The sequence below is a fragment of the Mesorhizobium sp. WSM4848 genome (assembly GCF_055811375.1).
On record NZ_JBVVPX010000017.1, the window covers coordinates 68,481 to 83,446 of the forward strand.

The window sequence follows — 14,966 nt, forward strand, 5'->3', positions numbered from 1 at the left end:
CTCGGAAAACCACGCCATCCGCCTCGGCAGAGCGAGTTTTCGAACAGACTCCTAGCGAATGCGGCCTTAGGCTGATGGCGCTGCCGGCGGTATACCAACGCGGCGATGTCATCCAGCGCCGTGCGCAGCCTTGCAGCCAGCTCCTTGCCGACCATGTCCTCGAAACGCTGCAGGGCGACGCGCCTGAACATCGCGCATCTATGCTGGCTGCCACATCGGAATGATCGAGGCGGCCAGCAGCAGGCCAAGCACTGCGTTGAGCACGCGCCACTGCCGCTCGGTTCTAAGCAACCGGGCGAGCAGCGTGCCGGCTGCGCACCACGCCGACAGTGACAGCGCGGCTGCCAGGCCGAAGACCGCGCCGAGCAGCAGGGCAAGCTGCAGCGGTCCGTTGGCGAGTGTGGCAAAAGATGCCGCCGCCCCCAATCCCATCGCCCAACCCTTTGGATTCATCCATTGCAGACCGGCGCCACCGAAAAAGCTGTTCGGCTTGGCCATGGCCACGTCCAGATTGGGTGGGCCGCTGCGGCCGATCTTGACGGCGAGCCAGATCAGATAGAGCGATCCGGCTATCTTCATCGCCAGCTGCAGGGACGGAGCCGCCGCCAATAGGCCGGCGAGCCCGGCCGCACCTGCCGCGGCCACCGTGGCCAGGCCGGCCGCGCTTCCGGCCATCAGCGGAACAGAGCGGCGAAAGCCGAACTGTGCCCCGGACGCCGTCGACAAGGTCGTGGCCATGCCGGGCGTGGAAGTCGAGACCAGCGCAAACAGGAAGAGCGGAAAGATGGTCTCAAACATGCCGTTTCCTCTGTTGGGAACCAGCATGCTAAGCACGAGCGTGCATCAGTAAATGCAATGTTTGTCATATTTGGCATTAGAGAGTATAATACAAGCCATGCCCCGCAATCTCGACACGGCCCTGATCCGGACCTTCGTCACCGTCGCCGACACGGCCAGCATGACGGCGGCGGCGAACGCGCTGCACCTGACGCAGGGCGCCGTCAGCCAGCAGATCAAGCGGCTGGAGGAGGTTCTCGGCTGCAGCCTATTCGAGCGCGACCGGCGCGGCCTGAGACTGAGCCGTTCCGGGGAGCGACTGTTCGGTAAGGGCAAGCGCCTGCTCTCCCTGAATGACGAGATCTGGGCCGAGATGGCGACCAGCGCGGTCGCGGGTGAGGTGCGGTTGGGCGTGCCATACGACCTTGTCGGCACAATGCTTGCGCCAGTGCTGAAGACCTATGCCGAGACCTATTCGCAGGTCGAGATTTCGCTGGTCTGCGCCTCGTCGCCGGAGCTTACGGCGGCCCTGGCAGCTGGCACGATAGACCTTGCCGTAATCGAGGAACCGGTCGGTCCGTCCGCCGGCGAATGTCTCGCCATCGACCGGCTGGTCTGGGTCGGCGCCAAAGGCGGCATAGCCCGGCGCAAGCGGCCTTTGCCGGTTTCGATGGTGGCCGACACCTGCGCCTTCCGCCCGGCGGTGCTGGCGGCGCTCAACGAGCATGGGCTGGAATGGCGGACCGTGTTCGAGAACGGCAACCTCGACGCAACGACGGCGACGGTGCGTTCGGACCTGGCCGTCACCACCTGGCTGGCCTCCACCGTGCCGGCCGACCTTGATATTCTGGCCGCCGATCCGGAGCTTCCAGCCTTGCCGAATTTCTCGATCAATCTGCACCTGCCGAAGCATGGTGTCGGGCCGGCGGCGCGGGAATTTGCCGCTTGCATCCGCGACGGGCTGGCGCGGCGGCAACAGGCGGCGTGATCGGCAAAATTGCAAAGGGACGGCCGGTGCCCGGCCATCCCCTGTTAACGCAATGCGCGGTCGCCTATTTCCAGTTCTTGCGCCTCTCGATTTCGGCCTCTGAAGGCTGTTGTTGGGCGAAGGATCCAGTCTTGATCTCACCGGCGCGTTCATAGGTCGCTATGATGACGCCGGTGGTCGATGTTTGTGAGCGGTTCAGCTTCAAAGCCGCCGGGATTGCGCCGCTGCCAAACAGCCGCTTGCCTTTGCCCAGCACCAGCGGGAAGGTCAGCAGGTTGATCTCGTCGATCAGGTCGTTGGCGAGCAAGGTCTGGATCAACTCGCTCGAACCCTGGATGAGCAGGTCGGGGCCGTCCTCCTGCTTGAGCCGGCGCAGAGTGGCCACGACGTCGTCGCCGAGCGATTGGCTGTTTTGCCACGACAGCGTGTCGGGCCGGTGGGTGGCCACATATTTGGTGACGGCGTTGAAACGGTCGGCGATCGGATCGTCTTTCTGGTACGGCCAATGCGCGGCGAAGATGTCATAGGTCTTGCGGCCAAGGAGCAGCGCGAAGGGTTTTGCGAAGGTCTCACCAATAAAGGCGCCCCCGACGTCGTCCCAGTAATGGAACGTCCAGCCGCCGAATTCGAAGCCGCCGACCGGGTCTTCTTCCGGCCCACCGGGCGCCTGCATGACGCCGTCGAGGCTGACGAATGTCGCAGTGATGATCTTCCTCATTGGATTCTCCCTTTTCATCATCCGAGCGGTTGCGGCCGGATTTCGGCCAAAGGACGTGCGGGCGGAAGCCCGTCCGACAGGGCCGGACAATTTCTGGGCTCCGGCGCATGTCGAGCGGCAAGCACGGGACGCCTCGCCGCGGCTACGTCATTGCGACCGCCTGCCGCCCACACTTTGCGACGAGAACCAGACGTCACCGATGACGGCGGTGGCGGTGCGGTCCGGTGCCTTGTCGGCCGTCAGCCAGATCTTGCGGCTGCGTGCCGCCTTGTCGCGGTCGACTTTCGTCGAGGCCGCCGAGGCGCCGATGCAAGGGATAAACCATGACCGCATGAACGGATCGCAGGCAAACCCCTTATCCGTGCGTGTCACTATCACCGCGAGGCCAATGCGCTCGGCCGGACGCCACGGAAAGACCATGCGGCCGCCGGGCTTCAGCGCCTTCCACACGGCATGCAGGAACGGCTCGCCATTGTTGATGCCCCTATCGGCGTCGAGTGACACCAGCACGTTCTGATAGATGTGAACAGGATCGGCGCTCGGCGTTTCTACCTTGCCGTTGCCGGCGACGACCGTCCACGGCCCGGGCCCGAGAAAGGCTTCGCGCGGCACCGCGGCGAACACGTCCTCGAGACGCGGATCGGCCGAACCTGCATTGGCAGCCATCAGTCGCGCGTAGAATTTTCGGGCTTCGGCAATTCTGGTCATGTCGCGTGAGAAGATAGCGCGATTGGCCGAATTGTCGCGCTAGCCGCACGAGCTCACGCAATGCATGGCCGAGAAAACGCTCAGCCGACGCGGCGAAGTGCAGCGCAGTGCGCTGGTCGACGATTATGTCGAGCTTATCGCCGACCTGATCGAGAACGGCAACGAGACCCGCCCGGTCGACATCGCGGCGCGGCTCGGCGTCGCCCAGCCGACGGTGGCCAAGATGCTGACGCGGCCGACAGTCCTGCCGGAACCGCCGCGTTGCCGCTGCGTTTGAGATCGTGCCAGCAATTGGCGCGAGACCGAGGAGGATATCATGGGCGTTGAACAGGCACCGACAGCGAAGGGCAAGCAAGCGGCCAAGGGATTGAAGCAGGCTGCGGCGAAGGACGAACGCAAGACCGAAGCGGATACTGGACGCCCGCTCAAGAAGGGCGGGGCCCGATTCGAGGAGCGCTCGAAAAGCTCGGACGGCAAGAGCGCGGGCACAAAGCAGAAGATCTGAGCGTGACCGCCAAGTCCAAGACCAAAAAAAGCGCCTGCAGGGCTCTCAGCCGCCGGTATCGTGTAGGGACTGACCCCCAGAGCCTGGCGGCCCCTCATGCGAAAAATACTGTGACTTGGCGCAACCATTGGGATAATTGTTTGTTGGGTCGGATCGGGCCATGAGATCGGCAAGATACTGATACGTGCATCGCGGGGAATTGCCATGCTCTGGAAAGGTCGTCGTCAAAGTGACAACGTCGAGGACCAACGCGGCCAGGGCGGCGGATTCAACCTGCCGCGCGGCGGGCCCGGCCGTCTCCGCATCCCGATCGGCGGCCGCTCCGGCGGCGGAATGTCGCTGTCGACAATCATCATTCTCGTGGTCCTCTATTTCGGGCTGAAGGCCATCGGTATCGACCCCCTGCAGATCCTGGCCGGCGGCGGCTTGGTGCCGGGTGGCGGCGGTCAGATCACCGACAACAGCGGGGAGGGCACCGGTGCGCCCGCCTCCGACGAGATGAAGCAGTTCGTTTCGACCGTCCTGGCCGAGACCGAGGACACCTGGACCGGCATTTTCCAGGCCGAGGGCCTGACCTACGAAGACCCCAAGCTGGTCCTGTTCAGCGGGCAAATCCGTTCGGCTTGCGGCTTTGCCTCTTCCGCGGCCGGCCCGTTCTACTGCCCCGGCGACCGCAAGGTCTATCTCGACACCACCTTCTTCCAGCAGCTCGACCAGCAATTCGGCGCTTCGGGCGATTTTGCCCAGGCCTATGTGATCGCGCATGAGGTCGGCCACCATGTCCAGAACCTCACCGGCATCCTGCCCAAGTTCAATCAGATGCGGCAGCAGATGGGCGAGGCCGAGGCCAACCAAATGTCGGTGCAGGTCGAGCTCCAGGCGGATTGCTTCGCCGGCGTCTGGGCGCATTTCACCGGGCAGAAAGGCATTCTGGAACAGGGCGACGTGGACGAGGCGCTGAACGCTGCCCAACAGATCGGCGACGACACGATGCAGAAGAAGATGCAGGGCTATGTCGTGCCGGAAAGCTTCAACCATGGCACCTCGCAGCAGCGTCAAACCTGGCTGGCGCGTGGCTACAAGAGCGGCAAGCTGTCGGATTGCGATACGTTCAACACTCCGATCTGAGGTGTTTGGACTCTCGTTGAAATGGCGTTGAAAGCGGCGGCGATGCAGCCGCGCTCACCTCGACAGTTGATGTCAGGATGAAAATTCCTGGCCTGTTCCCTTATTGTTCTGTGTGTGACTCGCCTATAAAAGGCCCTTCCGCATTCGCTGCGAGGCGGCTCCAGGAGTCGATACCGTCATGATCGAAGCCAAAACCGCCAGGCGGGGCCTTGCGCTTGTTTTCACCACGCTGCTGCTCGACATCACCGGCATCGGCATCATCATGCCGGTGCTGCCGGCCTATCTACAGGAGCTTACCGGCGTTGGTGTCAGCGAAGCGGCGATCGAAGGCGGCTGGCTGTTCTTCGTCTATGCGGCCATGCAGCTCCTGTTCGCGCCGCTGGTCGGCAATCTCAGCGACCGCTTCGGGCGCCGCCCGATCCTGCTGGCCTCGGTGCTGACCTTCGCCGTCGACAATCTGATCTGCGCGGTGGCCTGGTCGTATTGGGTCCTGTTCATCGGCCGGGTGCTGGCGGGCATCAGCGGCGCCAGCTACTCGACTGCCTCCGCCTTCATCGCCGATGTCAGCACCGACGAGAACAGGGCGAAGAATTTCGGCCTGCTTGGCATCGCCTTCGGCGTCGGTTTCGTCATCGGCCCGGTGCTGGGCGGGTTGCTTGGCGAATTCGGGCCGCGCGTGATGTTCTGGGGCGCGGCGGTTCTTGCTCTAATCAACTTCATCGTCGGCTGGTTCTTCCTGCCGGAAACACTGGAGCAGCATCACCGGCGCCGCTTCGAATGGCGCCGCGCCAATCCTCTCGGCGCCCTGAAGCAGATGCGCAATTACAAGGGGATCGGCTGGATCGGGCTGGTGTTTTTCCTGATGACGCTCGGTCACATGATGTACCCTGCCGTGTGGTCGTTCGTCGGCAGTTACCGCTACGGCTGGAGCGAGCAGCAGATCGGCTTCTCACTCGGCGTCTTCGGCCTTGGCGGGGCATTGGTGATGGGTTTTGTCCTGCCGCGCGTCATCCCACGGCTCGGCGAATGGCGGACCGCCGCCATCGGCCTTGCTTTTACCGCGCTCGCCGCCTTCGGCTATGCCGCGGCGTGGAAGGGCTGGATGATCTATGCGGTGATCGTGGCGACCTGCCTCGAGGCGCTGGCCGACCCGCCGCTGCGGAGCCTGGCGGCGGCCAAGGTGCCGCCCTCCGCGCAAGGCGAATTGCAAGGTGCGATGACCAGCGTGTTTTCGATCACCAGCATCATCACGCCACTGCTTTATACAGGAATCTTCGCCTGGTTCACCGGGCCGAGCGCGCCGGTGACGTTCGGCGGCGCGCCCTTTGTGCTCGGCGGCATCTTTCTCGCTCTGTCGCTGATCGCATTCGTGCTCAGGGTCGAAAGACCGGCCGCGGTGAAAGACGTCAGGACCGCGACGGTGGCCTAAGCCGCGTCGCGTTTGAACGGATTCATGGGGCGCGCCTTAAGTTTGTCGTTTTGATGCATGTCGTTATCGCAAAACCATGCATTGCGGGCATGCCCTAGGGTTCAATCCATTGCCCCGGAATATCCAGTGCCTTCGCCAGCATCGCCCTGGTCTGCGCCGATGGCTTACGGCGATTGGACTCAAGATCCGACAGGAAACCCTGGCTGACACCGATCGTGGTCGCCAATTCGGCCTGCGTCAGCCGCCGCCAGTTGCGCAGCGCCTTGAGCCGGCTGGAGCCCTGCAAAATTTCCATGGTCACGTCCGCAGGCAGGGGTTTTTCCGTTTTGAGATCAGCCTTTCGCTCGTCGTAAATCGCCACATCTGCAGCGTCTTCAAGAGCCTCTTCGGCTGCGTGCAACAGAGCCTCGTAGTCCGCCTTTGGGATAACGACCAGTTCTTCGCCGGTTGGGGTCTTTATGATTTGGGGGGCATTCATGGTGTCCTGTCCTGCTATGACCGACGGTAGGTTGTCGTTTCGCGTTTGCCGATGTAGATCGCGAGGATTGTCGTGCGGTCTTCATCGAATATGATCCGGTAGCGACCGATCCGCAGTCTGTAGCCGTCCCTGCCGGCAAGGCGCTTGATATCTCCCCGCCCGCTGACGGCATAGGAGATCAGACCTTCGGAGACCTGCTCGCGGACATCTGCCGGCAGGTTGTCGAGATCGCGAGCCGCCGACACCGAGAGGATGATCGTCTTCACGGTGATGATATCGCAGATTTATCGCAGAAAGTTAAGCGATATTATTGCCGAGACTTCTCGCTTATAGACAGTTATCGCTCCGCCAGCGCCGGCTCGCCGCGCTTTTCGCGGATGAGATTGACGAAGCGGCGGAACAGATAGTGCGAATCCTGCGGGCCGGGCGAGGCTTCGGGATGGTGCTGGACCGAGAACACCGGCCTGCCGGTCAGCGTGATGCCGCAGTTCGAGCCGTCGAACAGCGAGACATGGGTTTCTTCGACGCCCGTGGGCAACGAGTTGGCGTCGACGGCAAAGCCGTGATTCATCGAGACGATCTCGACCTTGCCGGTGGTGTGATCCTTGACCGGATGATTGGCGCCGTGATGGCCTTGATGCATTTTGGCGGTCTTGCCGCCCAGCGCCAGCGCCAGCATCTGGTGGCCGAGGCAGATGCCGAAGACCGGGATATCGGTCTTCAGCAGGTCCTGGATGACCGGAACGGCATAGTCACCGGTGGCTTCCGGATCACCGGGACCGTTGGAGAGAAAGACGCCGTCGGGCCGCATGGCGAGGATCTCCTCGGCGCCGGTGTTGGCCGGCACCACGGTGACCTTGGCGCCCAGGCCGGCAAGCAGGCGCAATATGTTGCGCTTGACGCCGTAGTCGATGGCGACGACATGCATGGACGGATCGGTCTGTTCGCCAAAGCCCTCGTCCCAGACCCAGGGCGTCTCGCGCCAGACCGAGGACTGGCCGGAAGTGACGTCCTTGGCCAAGTCAAGCCCGATCAGGCCGGACCACGCGGCGGCGCGGCGCTTCAAATCGTCGATGTCGAAGATGCCGTCGGGCGCGTGCGCGATGACGGCGTTGGGCATGCCTTTTTCACGGATCAGCGCGGTCAGCGCGCGGGTGTCGATGCCCGAAAGCGCCACGATGCCTCGTTTCTTCAGCCATTGGTCAAGACCAGAAGCGGCGCGATAGCTGGACGGATTGGTGACGTCGGCCTTGAACACGGCGCCGACGGCGCCGGCCCGCGCGACCGGGTTGAGATCCTCGATGTCCTCGTCATTGGTGCCGATATTGCCGATATGCGGAAAGGTGAAGGTGACGATCTGGCCGGCATAGGACGGGTCGGTGAGAATCTCCTGATAGCCTGTCAGCGCGGTATTGAAGCAGACTTCGGCGACGGCGGAGCCGGTGGCGCCAAGGCCGCTGCCCTCGATGACGGTGCCGTCGGCCAGCACCAGCAGGGCGGTCGGCTTTTCGGTGGCCCAAGCGGGGGTCGACGCGGCGGTTATCGTTGCCATGGCGGCACTCCTAAAAAGCTGCGCCCTTCAATCGGTCCGGCGAACCATTCTGCGCAGCAAACCGCGCGCAGCGGCGATTTCGTAGCCAGCGCGCGCAAGCTTTTCGTATGTGCACGTCGTTGTCCCAAAACCGCTACGCACTTTTGGGCGACGCGCAACAAAAATCCAGTTCATGCAAGGCCCAGTACATAGGGGAAGGCGCCAGAGCGGTCAATGATGCCACGCCGTACGAGCCTGGATTTATTTCGTCGAACAATATCAGCGGTTTGCCGGGCGCGTCGAATTTGCCTTGGGCATTCGGCACGGCTATTGTCCGTCGCATTCGAAGGAGAAAGCATCATGCGCGGCAAAATCGCCGAATCCCTGAAGAACGCGATGAAGGCGCAGGACAAGCGTCGGCTGCCGACATTGCGGCTAATCCAGGCGGCCATTCACGACCGCGACATCGCCAATCGCGGCGCCGGCAAGGAGCCGGCCAGCGACGACGAGATCCTGCAGATACTGGCCAAAATGGTGAAGCAGCGCGAAGAGTCGGCCAAGGCTTTCGACGACGGCAAACGGCCGGAGCTTGCCGCGCAGGAGCGCGACGAGATGGCCATCATCCGCGATTTCCTGCCGACGCAACTGGGCCAGGCCGAGACCGAAACAGCGATCCGCGCCGCCATCGCCGAGACCGGCGCCAGCGGCGTCAAGGACATGGGCAAGGTTATGGCCGTGCTCAAGGAGAAATACGCGGGCCAGATGGATTTCTCCAAGGCGAGCGGCATCGTCAAGGGACTGCTGCAGTAGGGATTTTCCCCGCTGCGGCGATACTCGAAAAGGCTCGAAGGGGTGAGCGCGAGGCGCCAGCCTTGCGGATGATCCTCAAACGCGCTTTGTTTTCTGAGAGCGGGCTCGCACCGACAGGTTTAGTGCCACGGCGGCGCGAATCAGCGCCTTAAGTGCCTCGTCATCGATCGTGTCGCCCTCATGGATATCGATGGCGCGCCTGGTGTTGCCTTCGAGGCTGGAGTTGAAGAGGCCAGAAGGGTCCGCCAGCGAGGCGCCCTTGGCGAAAGTCATCTTGACGACATTCTTGTACGTCTCACCGGTGCAGATAATTCCGGCGTGTTCCCACACCGGAACCCCTCGCCACTTCCACTCCTCGACCACTTCGGGATCGGCCTGTTTGATGAGGGTTCGGATCCGAGCGAGCATCTCGCCCCGCCAATCGCTCAGTTCGTTGATTCTCGCATCTATCAACTGAGAGGGAGTGTCTCCTCCTTTTCCCTCCGTCGAGCCGCTCTTCTTCATGGCTGTTGTCGCTTTGGTCATGGTTGGTCCCAGTGGCTTTGTGCAAGTCGGCGTCCGGCGTCTCACGACGGCATCGATCCGACGATCCGTTTGCCGTTCCGGCGCGGGCAACAGACTCTCGACACCGAGGAGAAATCTTCGTCACTCCAGACCCGATTTGCAACGACGATCACACGAAAATGGAGCACGATTTGGCAGCGCTTGTTGAACGTTGTCGGCACCGCACCGGCGACATGGGCTCGCAGAGCACTCGCGAGCCGGGGCAGAACCATCAGGGATCACGGCGATGTTGCACCTTTCCGATGGCAGACGCCCTTCGCTAATTCGAGATGCATCTCACAGTCGCTCGCCTGGCAATTGGCTGGCTTGCTTCACCCAGGCGGCAAACTGAGCTTCGTCGAGCTGGTCCTCATAAATGTCGAGGTAGCGCACGTCCTTGTGCTTGGACTGGCCGGGAGGAACAGGACGCAGTGACGTGCCCCGGAAGAACGTCACTTTGACGTAGCGGGTGAAGACATGGAACGACAGGAACCAGCCCTGGCCCTCGATGCCGTAAAACGGCGAGTTCCATTTGACTGCCTTGTGCACGCCGGGGACGGTGCGCACGATGATTGCGTCGAGGCGCCGTCCGATGTCGCTTTTCCAGCCCGGCATGGCCGCGATGTAGGCTTGCACCGGGGCGTCGCCTTCGGCCTTGGCGATCTGGGGGTTGCCGCCTGCGAGGAGTGTCGGCTTCGCTTCCTTGCCGGACTGCGGCTTCGGCGTCGCCTTGCGCGGTTTGGTTGCCGCGACCCGCTCGGCGGCGGCCTTCGCCGACTTCTCGGGCCTGTGGTCGGCCATAGTGTTCACTCCAAAGCAGGTGGACCCAATCGAAGACGTTTGATTTTAGAAAGCCGCCCCTGAAGATCAACTTCGGAATCTGAGGGCGGCAGCGGAGCGATCGCACGTCATGATTGAACTCGTCAAACCGGCGCTTGAACATCTGCCGTCGTACAAGGCCGCCCTCGAGCGCGGCTGGTCGCCGGACAATGTGCGGCTGATGCAGGCGACGCGCGAGCAGCTTGCGGCCATCGAACAGGATCCGACCGCCTTCCTCGCCGATCTCGACGACCCCGATGCCAAGGGTGGTCCGATCACCTTGCCTGATGGGACGAAAGTGCCGCGCCTGCCGGGTTTCCGGCGCTGGATCTGGGACGGCGAAGTCGCCGGCTCGATCGGCCTTCGCTGGCAGCGCGGCACCGCCGAGCTGCCGCCACATGTGCTCGGCCACATCGGCTATGCCGTAGTGCCATGGAAGCGGCGGCGCGGCTATGCGACAGAGGCGGTGGGGCTGATGCTCGGCGAGGCGAGGGCGCTCGGCCTGCCCTTCGTCGAGATCACCGCCAAGCCGGGTAATCTCGCCTCGCAGAAGGTGGTCCTGGCCAATGGCGGCCGGCTCGTCGGGCGATTCTTCGAGGACGCTGCCTATGGCGGCGCCGAAAGCCTGCGCTATCGCATCGACCTGTAGCGCCTGCCGACTATTCGGCAGCGGCCGGCAGAGGTGGTTTCGCACGGCTGCGCCACTCCTGGGCATGCGAGGCAAGCGCGACCGCCACGGCGACCAGCATGGCTATGGCGCCAACCACCGGCAGGCCGCGATAGCCATAACCGGCATTGAGCATGGCGGCGCCGAGCGAGGCGGCCAGCGCGATGCCGACATTGAAGCCGGCCGGGATGAGCGATGAGGCGAGATTGGAGGCGTCCGCCGTCCAGGTCAGGATACGAGTCTGGATCGGGGTGCCGATGGCAAAGCTCAGACCACCCCAGATAGTGATCGCAACGACCATCGGCACCGGGTACGGGCTGACGGCGTAAATGACGGCAAGCGTCACCGCCTGCATGAAAAGCATGGTGATGAGCGAGGGCCTCAGTTTCCAGTCGGCGAGCCGACCGCCAAGAAAGACGCCGATCGTCGCCCGACACCGTTGAGCAGCAGCACCCAGGGCACCAGGTCCTCGTCGAGGCCGGTAACTTCAAGCAGCGTCGGCGTGATGTAGGTGAAGAGGCTGAACTGGCCGATCATCAGCATCAGCATGAGGATCAGCGACGTCGAGACCTGCTGGCGTGCGAGCACGCGAACCTCGCTGCCGAAACTGACTGACTGGCGCGACGATCCCGTCTTGCGCGGCAGGAGAGTGGCCATGGCGGCCATGGAAAACACACCAAGCGCGCACATCACCCAGAACGTCGCGCGCCACCCCCAAATGTTGCCGATCGCCGTGCCGGCCGGCACGCCGATGACATTGGAAACCGTGAGGCCCGACAGGATGAGCGCCACGGCCATTCCACGCTGATCCTGGCGGACCAGGCCGACCGCCACCACCATAGCGACGCCGAAATAGGCGCCGTGCGCCACGGCCACCGCAATCCGCAACAGCAACATGGAGGCGAAGTCGGGTGCCAGCGCGCAGGCGGCCTGGCCGATGGTGAAGGCTGCGGCAAGGCCGAGCAGCAAGGCCTTGCGGGAAAGCGTGTTGGTGGCGAGCGTCAGCAGCGGTCCGCCGATCGCGATGCCGGCGGCGTAGCCGGAGACGAGGTAGCCAGCGGTTGGGATGGAGACGCCAAGGCCATCCGCCACCTGCGGCAGCACGCCGGCGATGACGAACTCGGTGGTGCCGAATGCGAACGCAGCGATGAACAGGGCTATGAGGGGAAGCATGGCGCTGGAAGGCGATCCTTGAATGAGATGGCCTCAAATCACGAACGAGAGCGGCGGGCAATCCAGAAATTGTCGACGCCCCTTCAGGTTTTCTTGATCGGACTGGCGCGGCGGTTTTTCTTCTCCCACAGGGGAGAAGGACAAGGCTCCGGAATCACCCGGCCTTCAACCGCGAGCCGGTGAGCAGGCCGCGTTCCTCGAGCACGGGGTAGGCTATCGAGGCGAGCAGCGAGTTGATCTGCTTCAGGTCGCGGATAGTGTCGAGATGGATAGAACTGGTCTCGACGCTCTTGGCGGTGCCGTCGCGCAGCCGCACGAAATGGCTGGCGCTGGTCTCCTTCTCGCGGTCGCGCAGCCGATCCTTTTCCAACACCAGCTGGCGGGCAGTCTCCGGATCACGCGAGACCAGCACGTTGAAGGCAAGCCGCGCGTTGGCGAGCACCGAAGCGTGGAAGGCGCTAAGCTCGCGCCAACCCTCGGGCGTGAACTCCAGCCCGCGCTCGAGCTTCTTCCTGACATGCGCCAGCATGTTGCGCACGATGATGTCGCCGACCTGTTCGAGCTTGACGCAGGCGCCGATCAACTCCTGGCAGCGCAGCGCCTCGTCCTCGCTCAGCGGGTTCCTGGTGACCTTGGCTAGATAGAGCTTTATCGACGCATGTTTCTTGTCGACGCGGTCGTCGAGCGCGGCCAGCGCCTTGATCTTGTCGGCGTCGGCGCTCTCATAGAGCTCGATGATGCGCTTCAGCATGATCTCGACCGTCTCGCAGACCCGCACCACCTCACGGGTGGCGTTGGCCAGCGCCTGGCTCGGCACATCGAGGGCGCTGTCGTTGAGCGCGGACAACTCGACGACGTCGAGAGCTTCTGCCGGTACCGGTTTGGTGCCGAGCGCCACGATCTTTTCCGAAACGCGGTAGACGAGGCCGGCCAGTGGCAGGCCGGCAACCAGGATCAGGATGTTGAAGAGGATGTGCGCGTTGACGATCTGGTCGGGCACTGTGGCGCCGAGAAAGGCGACCGGCGGCTTCAACCACAGGAACAGGATCAGCATGGCCAGCGAGCCCATGCCGCGCATCAGAAGATTGCCGATCGGTACGACACGCACGCCCGGCTCCGCGTTTCGGGTGAGCAGCGGCGCGATGATCGACGAACCCAGATTGACGCCGAGCACCAGCACGATGCCGAGTTCGGGCGGGATGAAGCCGCGGTCGGCGAGCGTCACCATCAAAAGGACCGCGGCGATCGAGGAATGAAACAGCCAGGTGACCAGCGCCGCCAGCAGATAGGCGGTGACCGGGTCGCTGGAGAAGTAGTCGACGATAACCGGCATCAAAGTGCTCTGGCGCAGCGGCTCCGAGGCCTGGCCGATCATTTCCAGCGACAACACCAGCAGGCCGATGCCGACCAGGATGCGGCCGAACTGGCGCCAGTCGCGCCGCTCGGTGGCCATGAACATGACCGTGCCGGCGACAAGACAGACCGGCACCAGCAGCGACAGGTCGAAGGTGAGCAGCTTGACCACCAGCGCCGAGCCGATCTCGGCGCCGCGCACGGCAAGCTGGCCTGATATGCCGCTGACGATGCCGGCGCCGGCGAACGAGCCGACCAGCAAGGTGACGGCGGTGGAGCTTTGCAGGGCGATCGCCAGGCCGCAGCCGGCCAGAACCGCCATGAAAGGATTGCGCATGGTCGCGCGCAGCTTGTGGCGCAGCACATCGCCATAGGCGCGCTCGACACCTGTCTTCACCAAGCGGGTGGCAAACAGCATCAGCGCCACCGCGCCGGCAAGATGCAGCAAAACGACCGAACCGCTCATGTCAGGCTCGCATTCCGACAGACGCCAGCGATATGGGCACCAGCGATATGGGCGCCGTGACGGCAAAGAGGCAAAAGAGGGGGCGAATCAAAGACATTGCAAAGGTCGATACTACTCCGAATACTTTTAGCCGGATAATAAATTTTGCCCAATTCGGCCGGCTGTTGCGCGACAGGGCGTGTCGGAAATGGATGGATCGCAGAATGGTTGCATCGCCGGCCACTTCCTGATGGTCGCGCGCCCAAGTGTCGACGACCGCTTCAGATCAGGTTTGAGCTGGGAGAATTAGCTATTTTAAATATTTGAAATCATTACAAAAACGTAATCCGCGTGTTCAGTTTCGGTTCATTCTTCGGGCACTATTGCTTGGGCATCGACAACCAAGGAGTACCCCGTCATGAGACGTATCATTCTTTCCGCAGTCGCCGTATCGATGCTGGCTGCGACGTCCCTGCAGGGCCAGGCAGCGCCGCTGAACGCGCCGAATGCACCGCAGTCGACCTACAGCCAGGTCGACTGGAAGAAGCCGGACAGGCACGTGAAGAAGCGCGTCGTGGTGAAGAAGAAAGTCGTCGTCAAGAGGAACCATTGGCGCAACGGCCAGAGATATTCGAGCTGGAGGCGCCACCAGCCGGTCCGCGACTATCGCCACCATGGCCTGCGTCGTCCAGGCCGTGGCCAGGAATGGATCCGCGTCGGCAACGACTATCTCTTGGTCAGCGTCGTGTCCGGCATCATCTTCGGCGCGATTGCCGCGCACTGACCTATCTCGACTAGCGCCACAGGAAGGCGGCCTGCAACGGCCGCCTTCCGCCAAATGCAATCCCGTACATGGCCAAAATCATTCTTTTCCTCGATATCCTCTCTTTCATC

Annotated in this window: 16 protein-coding genes and 2 pseudogenes; 8 read left to right on the top strand and 10 right to left on the bottom strand. The window is 63.0% G+C overall.

All coding sequences use genetic code 11. The features are described 5' to 3' along the window. Positions 1–198 precede the first annotated feature (198 nt). Complete coding sequence (locus AC0L16_RS17220) at positions 199–798, bottom strand: LysE family translocator (RefSeq protein ID WP_473622132.1); 600 nt, start codon at positions 796–798, stop codon at positions 199–201. Positions 799–895: 97 nt separating this feature from the next. Here AC0L16_RS17220 and AC0L16_RS17225 point away from each other — a divergent pair, with 97 nt between their 5' ends. Then, positions 896–1,765, top strand: coding sequence for a LysR family transcriptional regulator (locus AC0L16_RS17225; RefSeq protein ID WP_473622133.1), 870 nt, complete (start codon positions 896–898; stop codon positions 1,763–1,765). Positions 1,766–1,829: 64 nt separating this feature from the next. Here the strand turns inward: AC0L16_RS17225 and AC0L16_RS17230 are convergent, their stop codons facing one another. Together AC0L16_RS17230 and AC0L16_RS17235 are read right to left on the bottom strand one after the other, a co-directional pair. After that, positions 1,830–2,483: a dihydrofolate reductase family protein gene (locus AC0L16_RS17230; protein WP_473622134.1), complete on the bottom strand. Its 654-nt coding sequence runs from the start codon at positions 2,481–2,483 to the stop codon at positions 1,830–1,832. 147 nt (positions 2,484–2,630) lie between these two features. Beyond that, the gene (locus AC0L16_RS17235) at positions 2,631–3,191 is read right to left on the bottom strand and encodes a hypothetical protein (protein ID WP_473622136.1); all 561 of its coding nucleotides are present in this window, start codon (positions 3,189–3,191) and stop codon (positions 2,631–2,633) included. Between the two features lie 94 nt (positions 3,192–3,285). On the opposite strand from AC0L16_RS17235, the pseudogene AC0L16_RS17240 reads away from it, so the two are divergent. The 4 genes and pseudogenes from AC0L16_RS17240 to AC0L16_RS17255 all read left to right on the top strand — a co-directional run. After that, positions 3,286–3,426: pseudogene (locus AC0L16_RS17240) on the top strand (manganese-binding transcriptional regulator MntR); the annotation flags it as partial. Positions 3,427–3,507: 81 nt separating this feature from the next. Next, positions 3,508–3,696: a hypothetical protein gene (locus tag AC0L16_RS17245; protein ID WP_023799765.1), complete on the top strand. Its 189-nt coding sequence runs from the start codon at positions 3,508–3,510 to the stop codon at positions 3,694–3,696. Positions 3,697–3,900: 204 nt separating this feature from the next. After that, positions 3,901–4,824: a KPN_02809 family neutral zinc metallopeptidase gene (gene ypfJ, locus AC0L16_RS17250; protein WP_473622137.1), complete on the top strand. Its 924-nt coding sequence runs from the start codon at positions 3,901–3,903 to the stop codon at positions 4,822–4,824. A 178-nt stretch (positions 4,825–5,002) separates the two neighbouring features. Next, entirely contained in the window at positions 5,003–6,253 is a 1,251-nt protein-coding gene (locus AC0L16_RS17255; protein WP_473622139.1) for a TCR/Tet family MFS transporter, read from the top strand. Between the two features lie 94 nt (positions 6,254–6,347). Here AC0L16_RS17255 and AC0L16_RS17260 read toward each other — a convergent pair whose 3' ends face one another. The 3 genes from AC0L16_RS17260 to carA form a co-directional block, all read right to left on the bottom strand. Next, positions 6,348–6,731, bottom strand: a complete 384-nt coding sequence (locus AC0L16_RS17260) for a helix-turn-helix domain-containing protein (protein ID WP_473622140.1) — start codon at positions 6,729–6,731, stop codon at positions 6,348–6,350. A 14-nt stretch (positions 6,732–6,745) separates the two neighbouring features. Beyond that, entirely contained in the window at positions 6,746–6,997 is a 252-nt protein-coding gene (locus AC0L16_RS17265; protein ID WP_473622142.1) for a type II toxin-antitoxin system RelE family toxin, read from the bottom strand. A gap of 71 nt (positions 6,998–7,068) precedes the next feature. Beyond that, on the bottom strand, positions 7,069–8,283 hold the full coding sequence (carA, locus tag AC0L16_RS17270; RefSeq protein ID WP_473622143.1) for a glutamine-hydrolyzing carbamoyl-phosphate synthase small subunit: 1,215 nt from the start codon (positions 8,281–8,283) through the stop codon (positions 7,069–7,071). Positions 8,284–8,622: 339 nt separating this feature from the next. On the opposite strand from carA, the gene AC0L16_RS17275 reads away from it, so the two are divergent. After that, entirely contained in the window at positions 8,623–9,072 is a 450-nt protein-coding gene (locus AC0L16_RS17275) for a GatB/YqeY domain-containing protein (protein WP_473622145.1), read from the top strand. A 75-nt stretch (positions 9,073–9,147) separates the two neighbouring features. Here the strand turns inward: AC0L16_RS17275 and AC0L16_RS17280 are convergent, their stop codons facing one another. Both AC0L16_RS17280 and AC0L16_RS17285 read right to left on the bottom strand, forming a co-directional pair. Then, on the bottom strand, positions 9,148–9,597 hold the full coding sequence (locus AC0L16_RS17280) for a DUF1801 domain-containing protein (protein ID WP_473622146.1): 450 nt from the start codon (positions 9,595–9,597) through the stop codon (positions 9,148–9,150). 315 nt (positions 9,598–9,912) lie between these two features. Further along, a complete protein-coding gene (locus tag AC0L16_RS17285) occupies positions 9,913–10,416 on the bottom strand; it encodes a DUF1801 domain-containing protein (protein ID WP_473622148.1) in 504 nt (167 codons plus the stop codon). 109 nt (positions 10,417–10,525) lie between these two features. Here AC0L16_RS17285 and AC0L16_RS17290 point away from each other — a divergent pair, with 109 nt between their 5' ends. After that, positions 10,526–11,083 (top strand): GNAT family N-acetyltransferase, encoded by a 558-nt coding sequence (locus AC0L16_RS17290; protein WP_473622149.1) that lies wholly within the window; start codon positions 10,526–10,528, stop codon positions 11,081–11,083. A 10-nt stretch (positions 11,084–11,093) separates the two neighbouring features. Here AC0L16_RS17290 and AC0L16_RS17295 read toward each other — a convergent pair. Further along, a pseudogene (locus AC0L16_RS17295) lies at positions 11,094–12,274 on the bottom strand (MFS transporter). Between the two features lie 154 nt (positions 12,275–12,428). Further along, a complete protein-coding gene (locus AC0L16_RS17300) occupies positions 12,429–14,093 on the bottom strand; it encodes a Na/Pi cotransporter family protein (protein ID WP_473622151.1) in 1,665 nt (554 codons plus the stop codon). A gap of 397 nt (positions 14,094–14,490) precedes the next feature. On the opposite strand from AC0L16_RS17300, the gene AC0L16_RS17305 reads away from it, so the two are divergent. Continuing rightward, the gene (locus AC0L16_RS17305; RefSeq protein ID WP_473622152.1) at positions 14,491–14,856 is read left to right on the top strand and encodes an RcnB family protein; all 366 of its coding nucleotides are present in this window, start codon (positions 14,491–14,493) and stop codon (positions 14,854–14,856) included. The last annotated feature ends 110 nt before the right edge of the window (positions 14,857–14,966 follow it).

What these genes read in the sequence shown, in the direction of transcription:
- AC0L16_RS17275 (WP_473622145.1), top strand. Translation starts at nt 8,623, where the DNA reads ATGCGCGGCAAAATCGCCGAATCCCTGAAGAACGCGATGAAGGCGCAG.
- AC0L16_RS17285 (WP_473622148.1), bottom strand. Translation starts at nt 10,416, where the DNA reads ATGGCCGACCACAGGCCCGAGAAGTCGGCGAAGGCCGCCGCCGAGCGG.
- carA (WP_473622143.1), bottom strand. Translation starts at nt 8,283, where the DNA reads ATGGCAACGATAACCGCCGCGTCGACCCCCGCTTGGGCCACCGAAAAG.
- AC0L16_RS17290 (WP_473622149.1), top strand. Translation starts at nt 10,526, where the DNA reads ATGATTGAACTCGTCAAACCGGCGCTTGAACATCTGCCGTCGTACAAG.
- AC0L16_RS17225 (WP_473622133.1), top strand. Translation starts at nt 896, where the DNA reads ATGCCCCGCAATCTCGACACGGCCCTGATCCGGACCTTCGTCACCGTC.
- AC0L16_RS17300 (WP_473622151.1), bottom strand. Translation starts at nt 14,093, where the DNA reads ATGAGCGGTTCGGTCGTTTTGCTGCATCTTGCCGGCGCGGTGGCGCTG.
- AC0L16_RS17280 (WP_473622146.1), bottom strand. Translation starts at nt 9,597, where the DNA reads ATGACCAAAGCGACAACAGCCATGAAGAAGAGCGGCTCGACGGAGGGA.
- AC0L16_RS17220 (WP_473622132.1), bottom strand. Translation starts at nt 798, where the DNA reads ATGTTTGAGACCATCTTTCCGCTCTTCCTGTTTGCGCTGGTCTCGACT.
- AC0L16_RS17245 (WP_023799765.1), top strand. Translation starts at nt 3,508, where the DNA reads ATGGGCGTTGAACAGGCACCGACAGCGAAGGGCAAGCAAGCGGCCAAG.
- AC0L16_RS17305 (WP_473622152.1), top strand. Translation starts at nt 14,491, where the DNA reads ATGAGACGTATCATTCTTTCCGCAGTCGCCGTATCGATGCTGGCTGCG.
- AC0L16_RS17230 (WP_473622134.1), bottom strand. Translation starts at nt 2,483, where the DNA reads ATGAGGAAGATCATCACTGCGACATTCGTCAGCCTCGACGGCGTCATG.
- AC0L16_RS17235 (WP_473622136.1), bottom strand. Translation starts at nt 3,191, where the DNA reads ATGACCAGAATTGCCGAAGCCCGAAAATTCTACGCGCGACTGATGGCT.
- AC0L16_RS17260 (WP_473622140.1), bottom strand. Translation starts at nt 6,731, where the DNA reads ATGAATGCCCCCCAAATCATAAAGACCCCAACCGGCGAAGAACTGGTC.
- ypfJ (WP_473622137.1), top strand. Translation starts at nt 3,901, where the DNA reads ATGCTCTGGAAAGGTCGTCGTCAAAGTGACAACGTCGAGGACCAACGC.
- AC0L16_RS17255 (WP_473622139.1), top strand. Translation starts at nt 5,003, where the DNA reads ATGATCGAAGCCAAAACCGCCAGGCGGGGCCTTGCGCTTGTTTTCACC.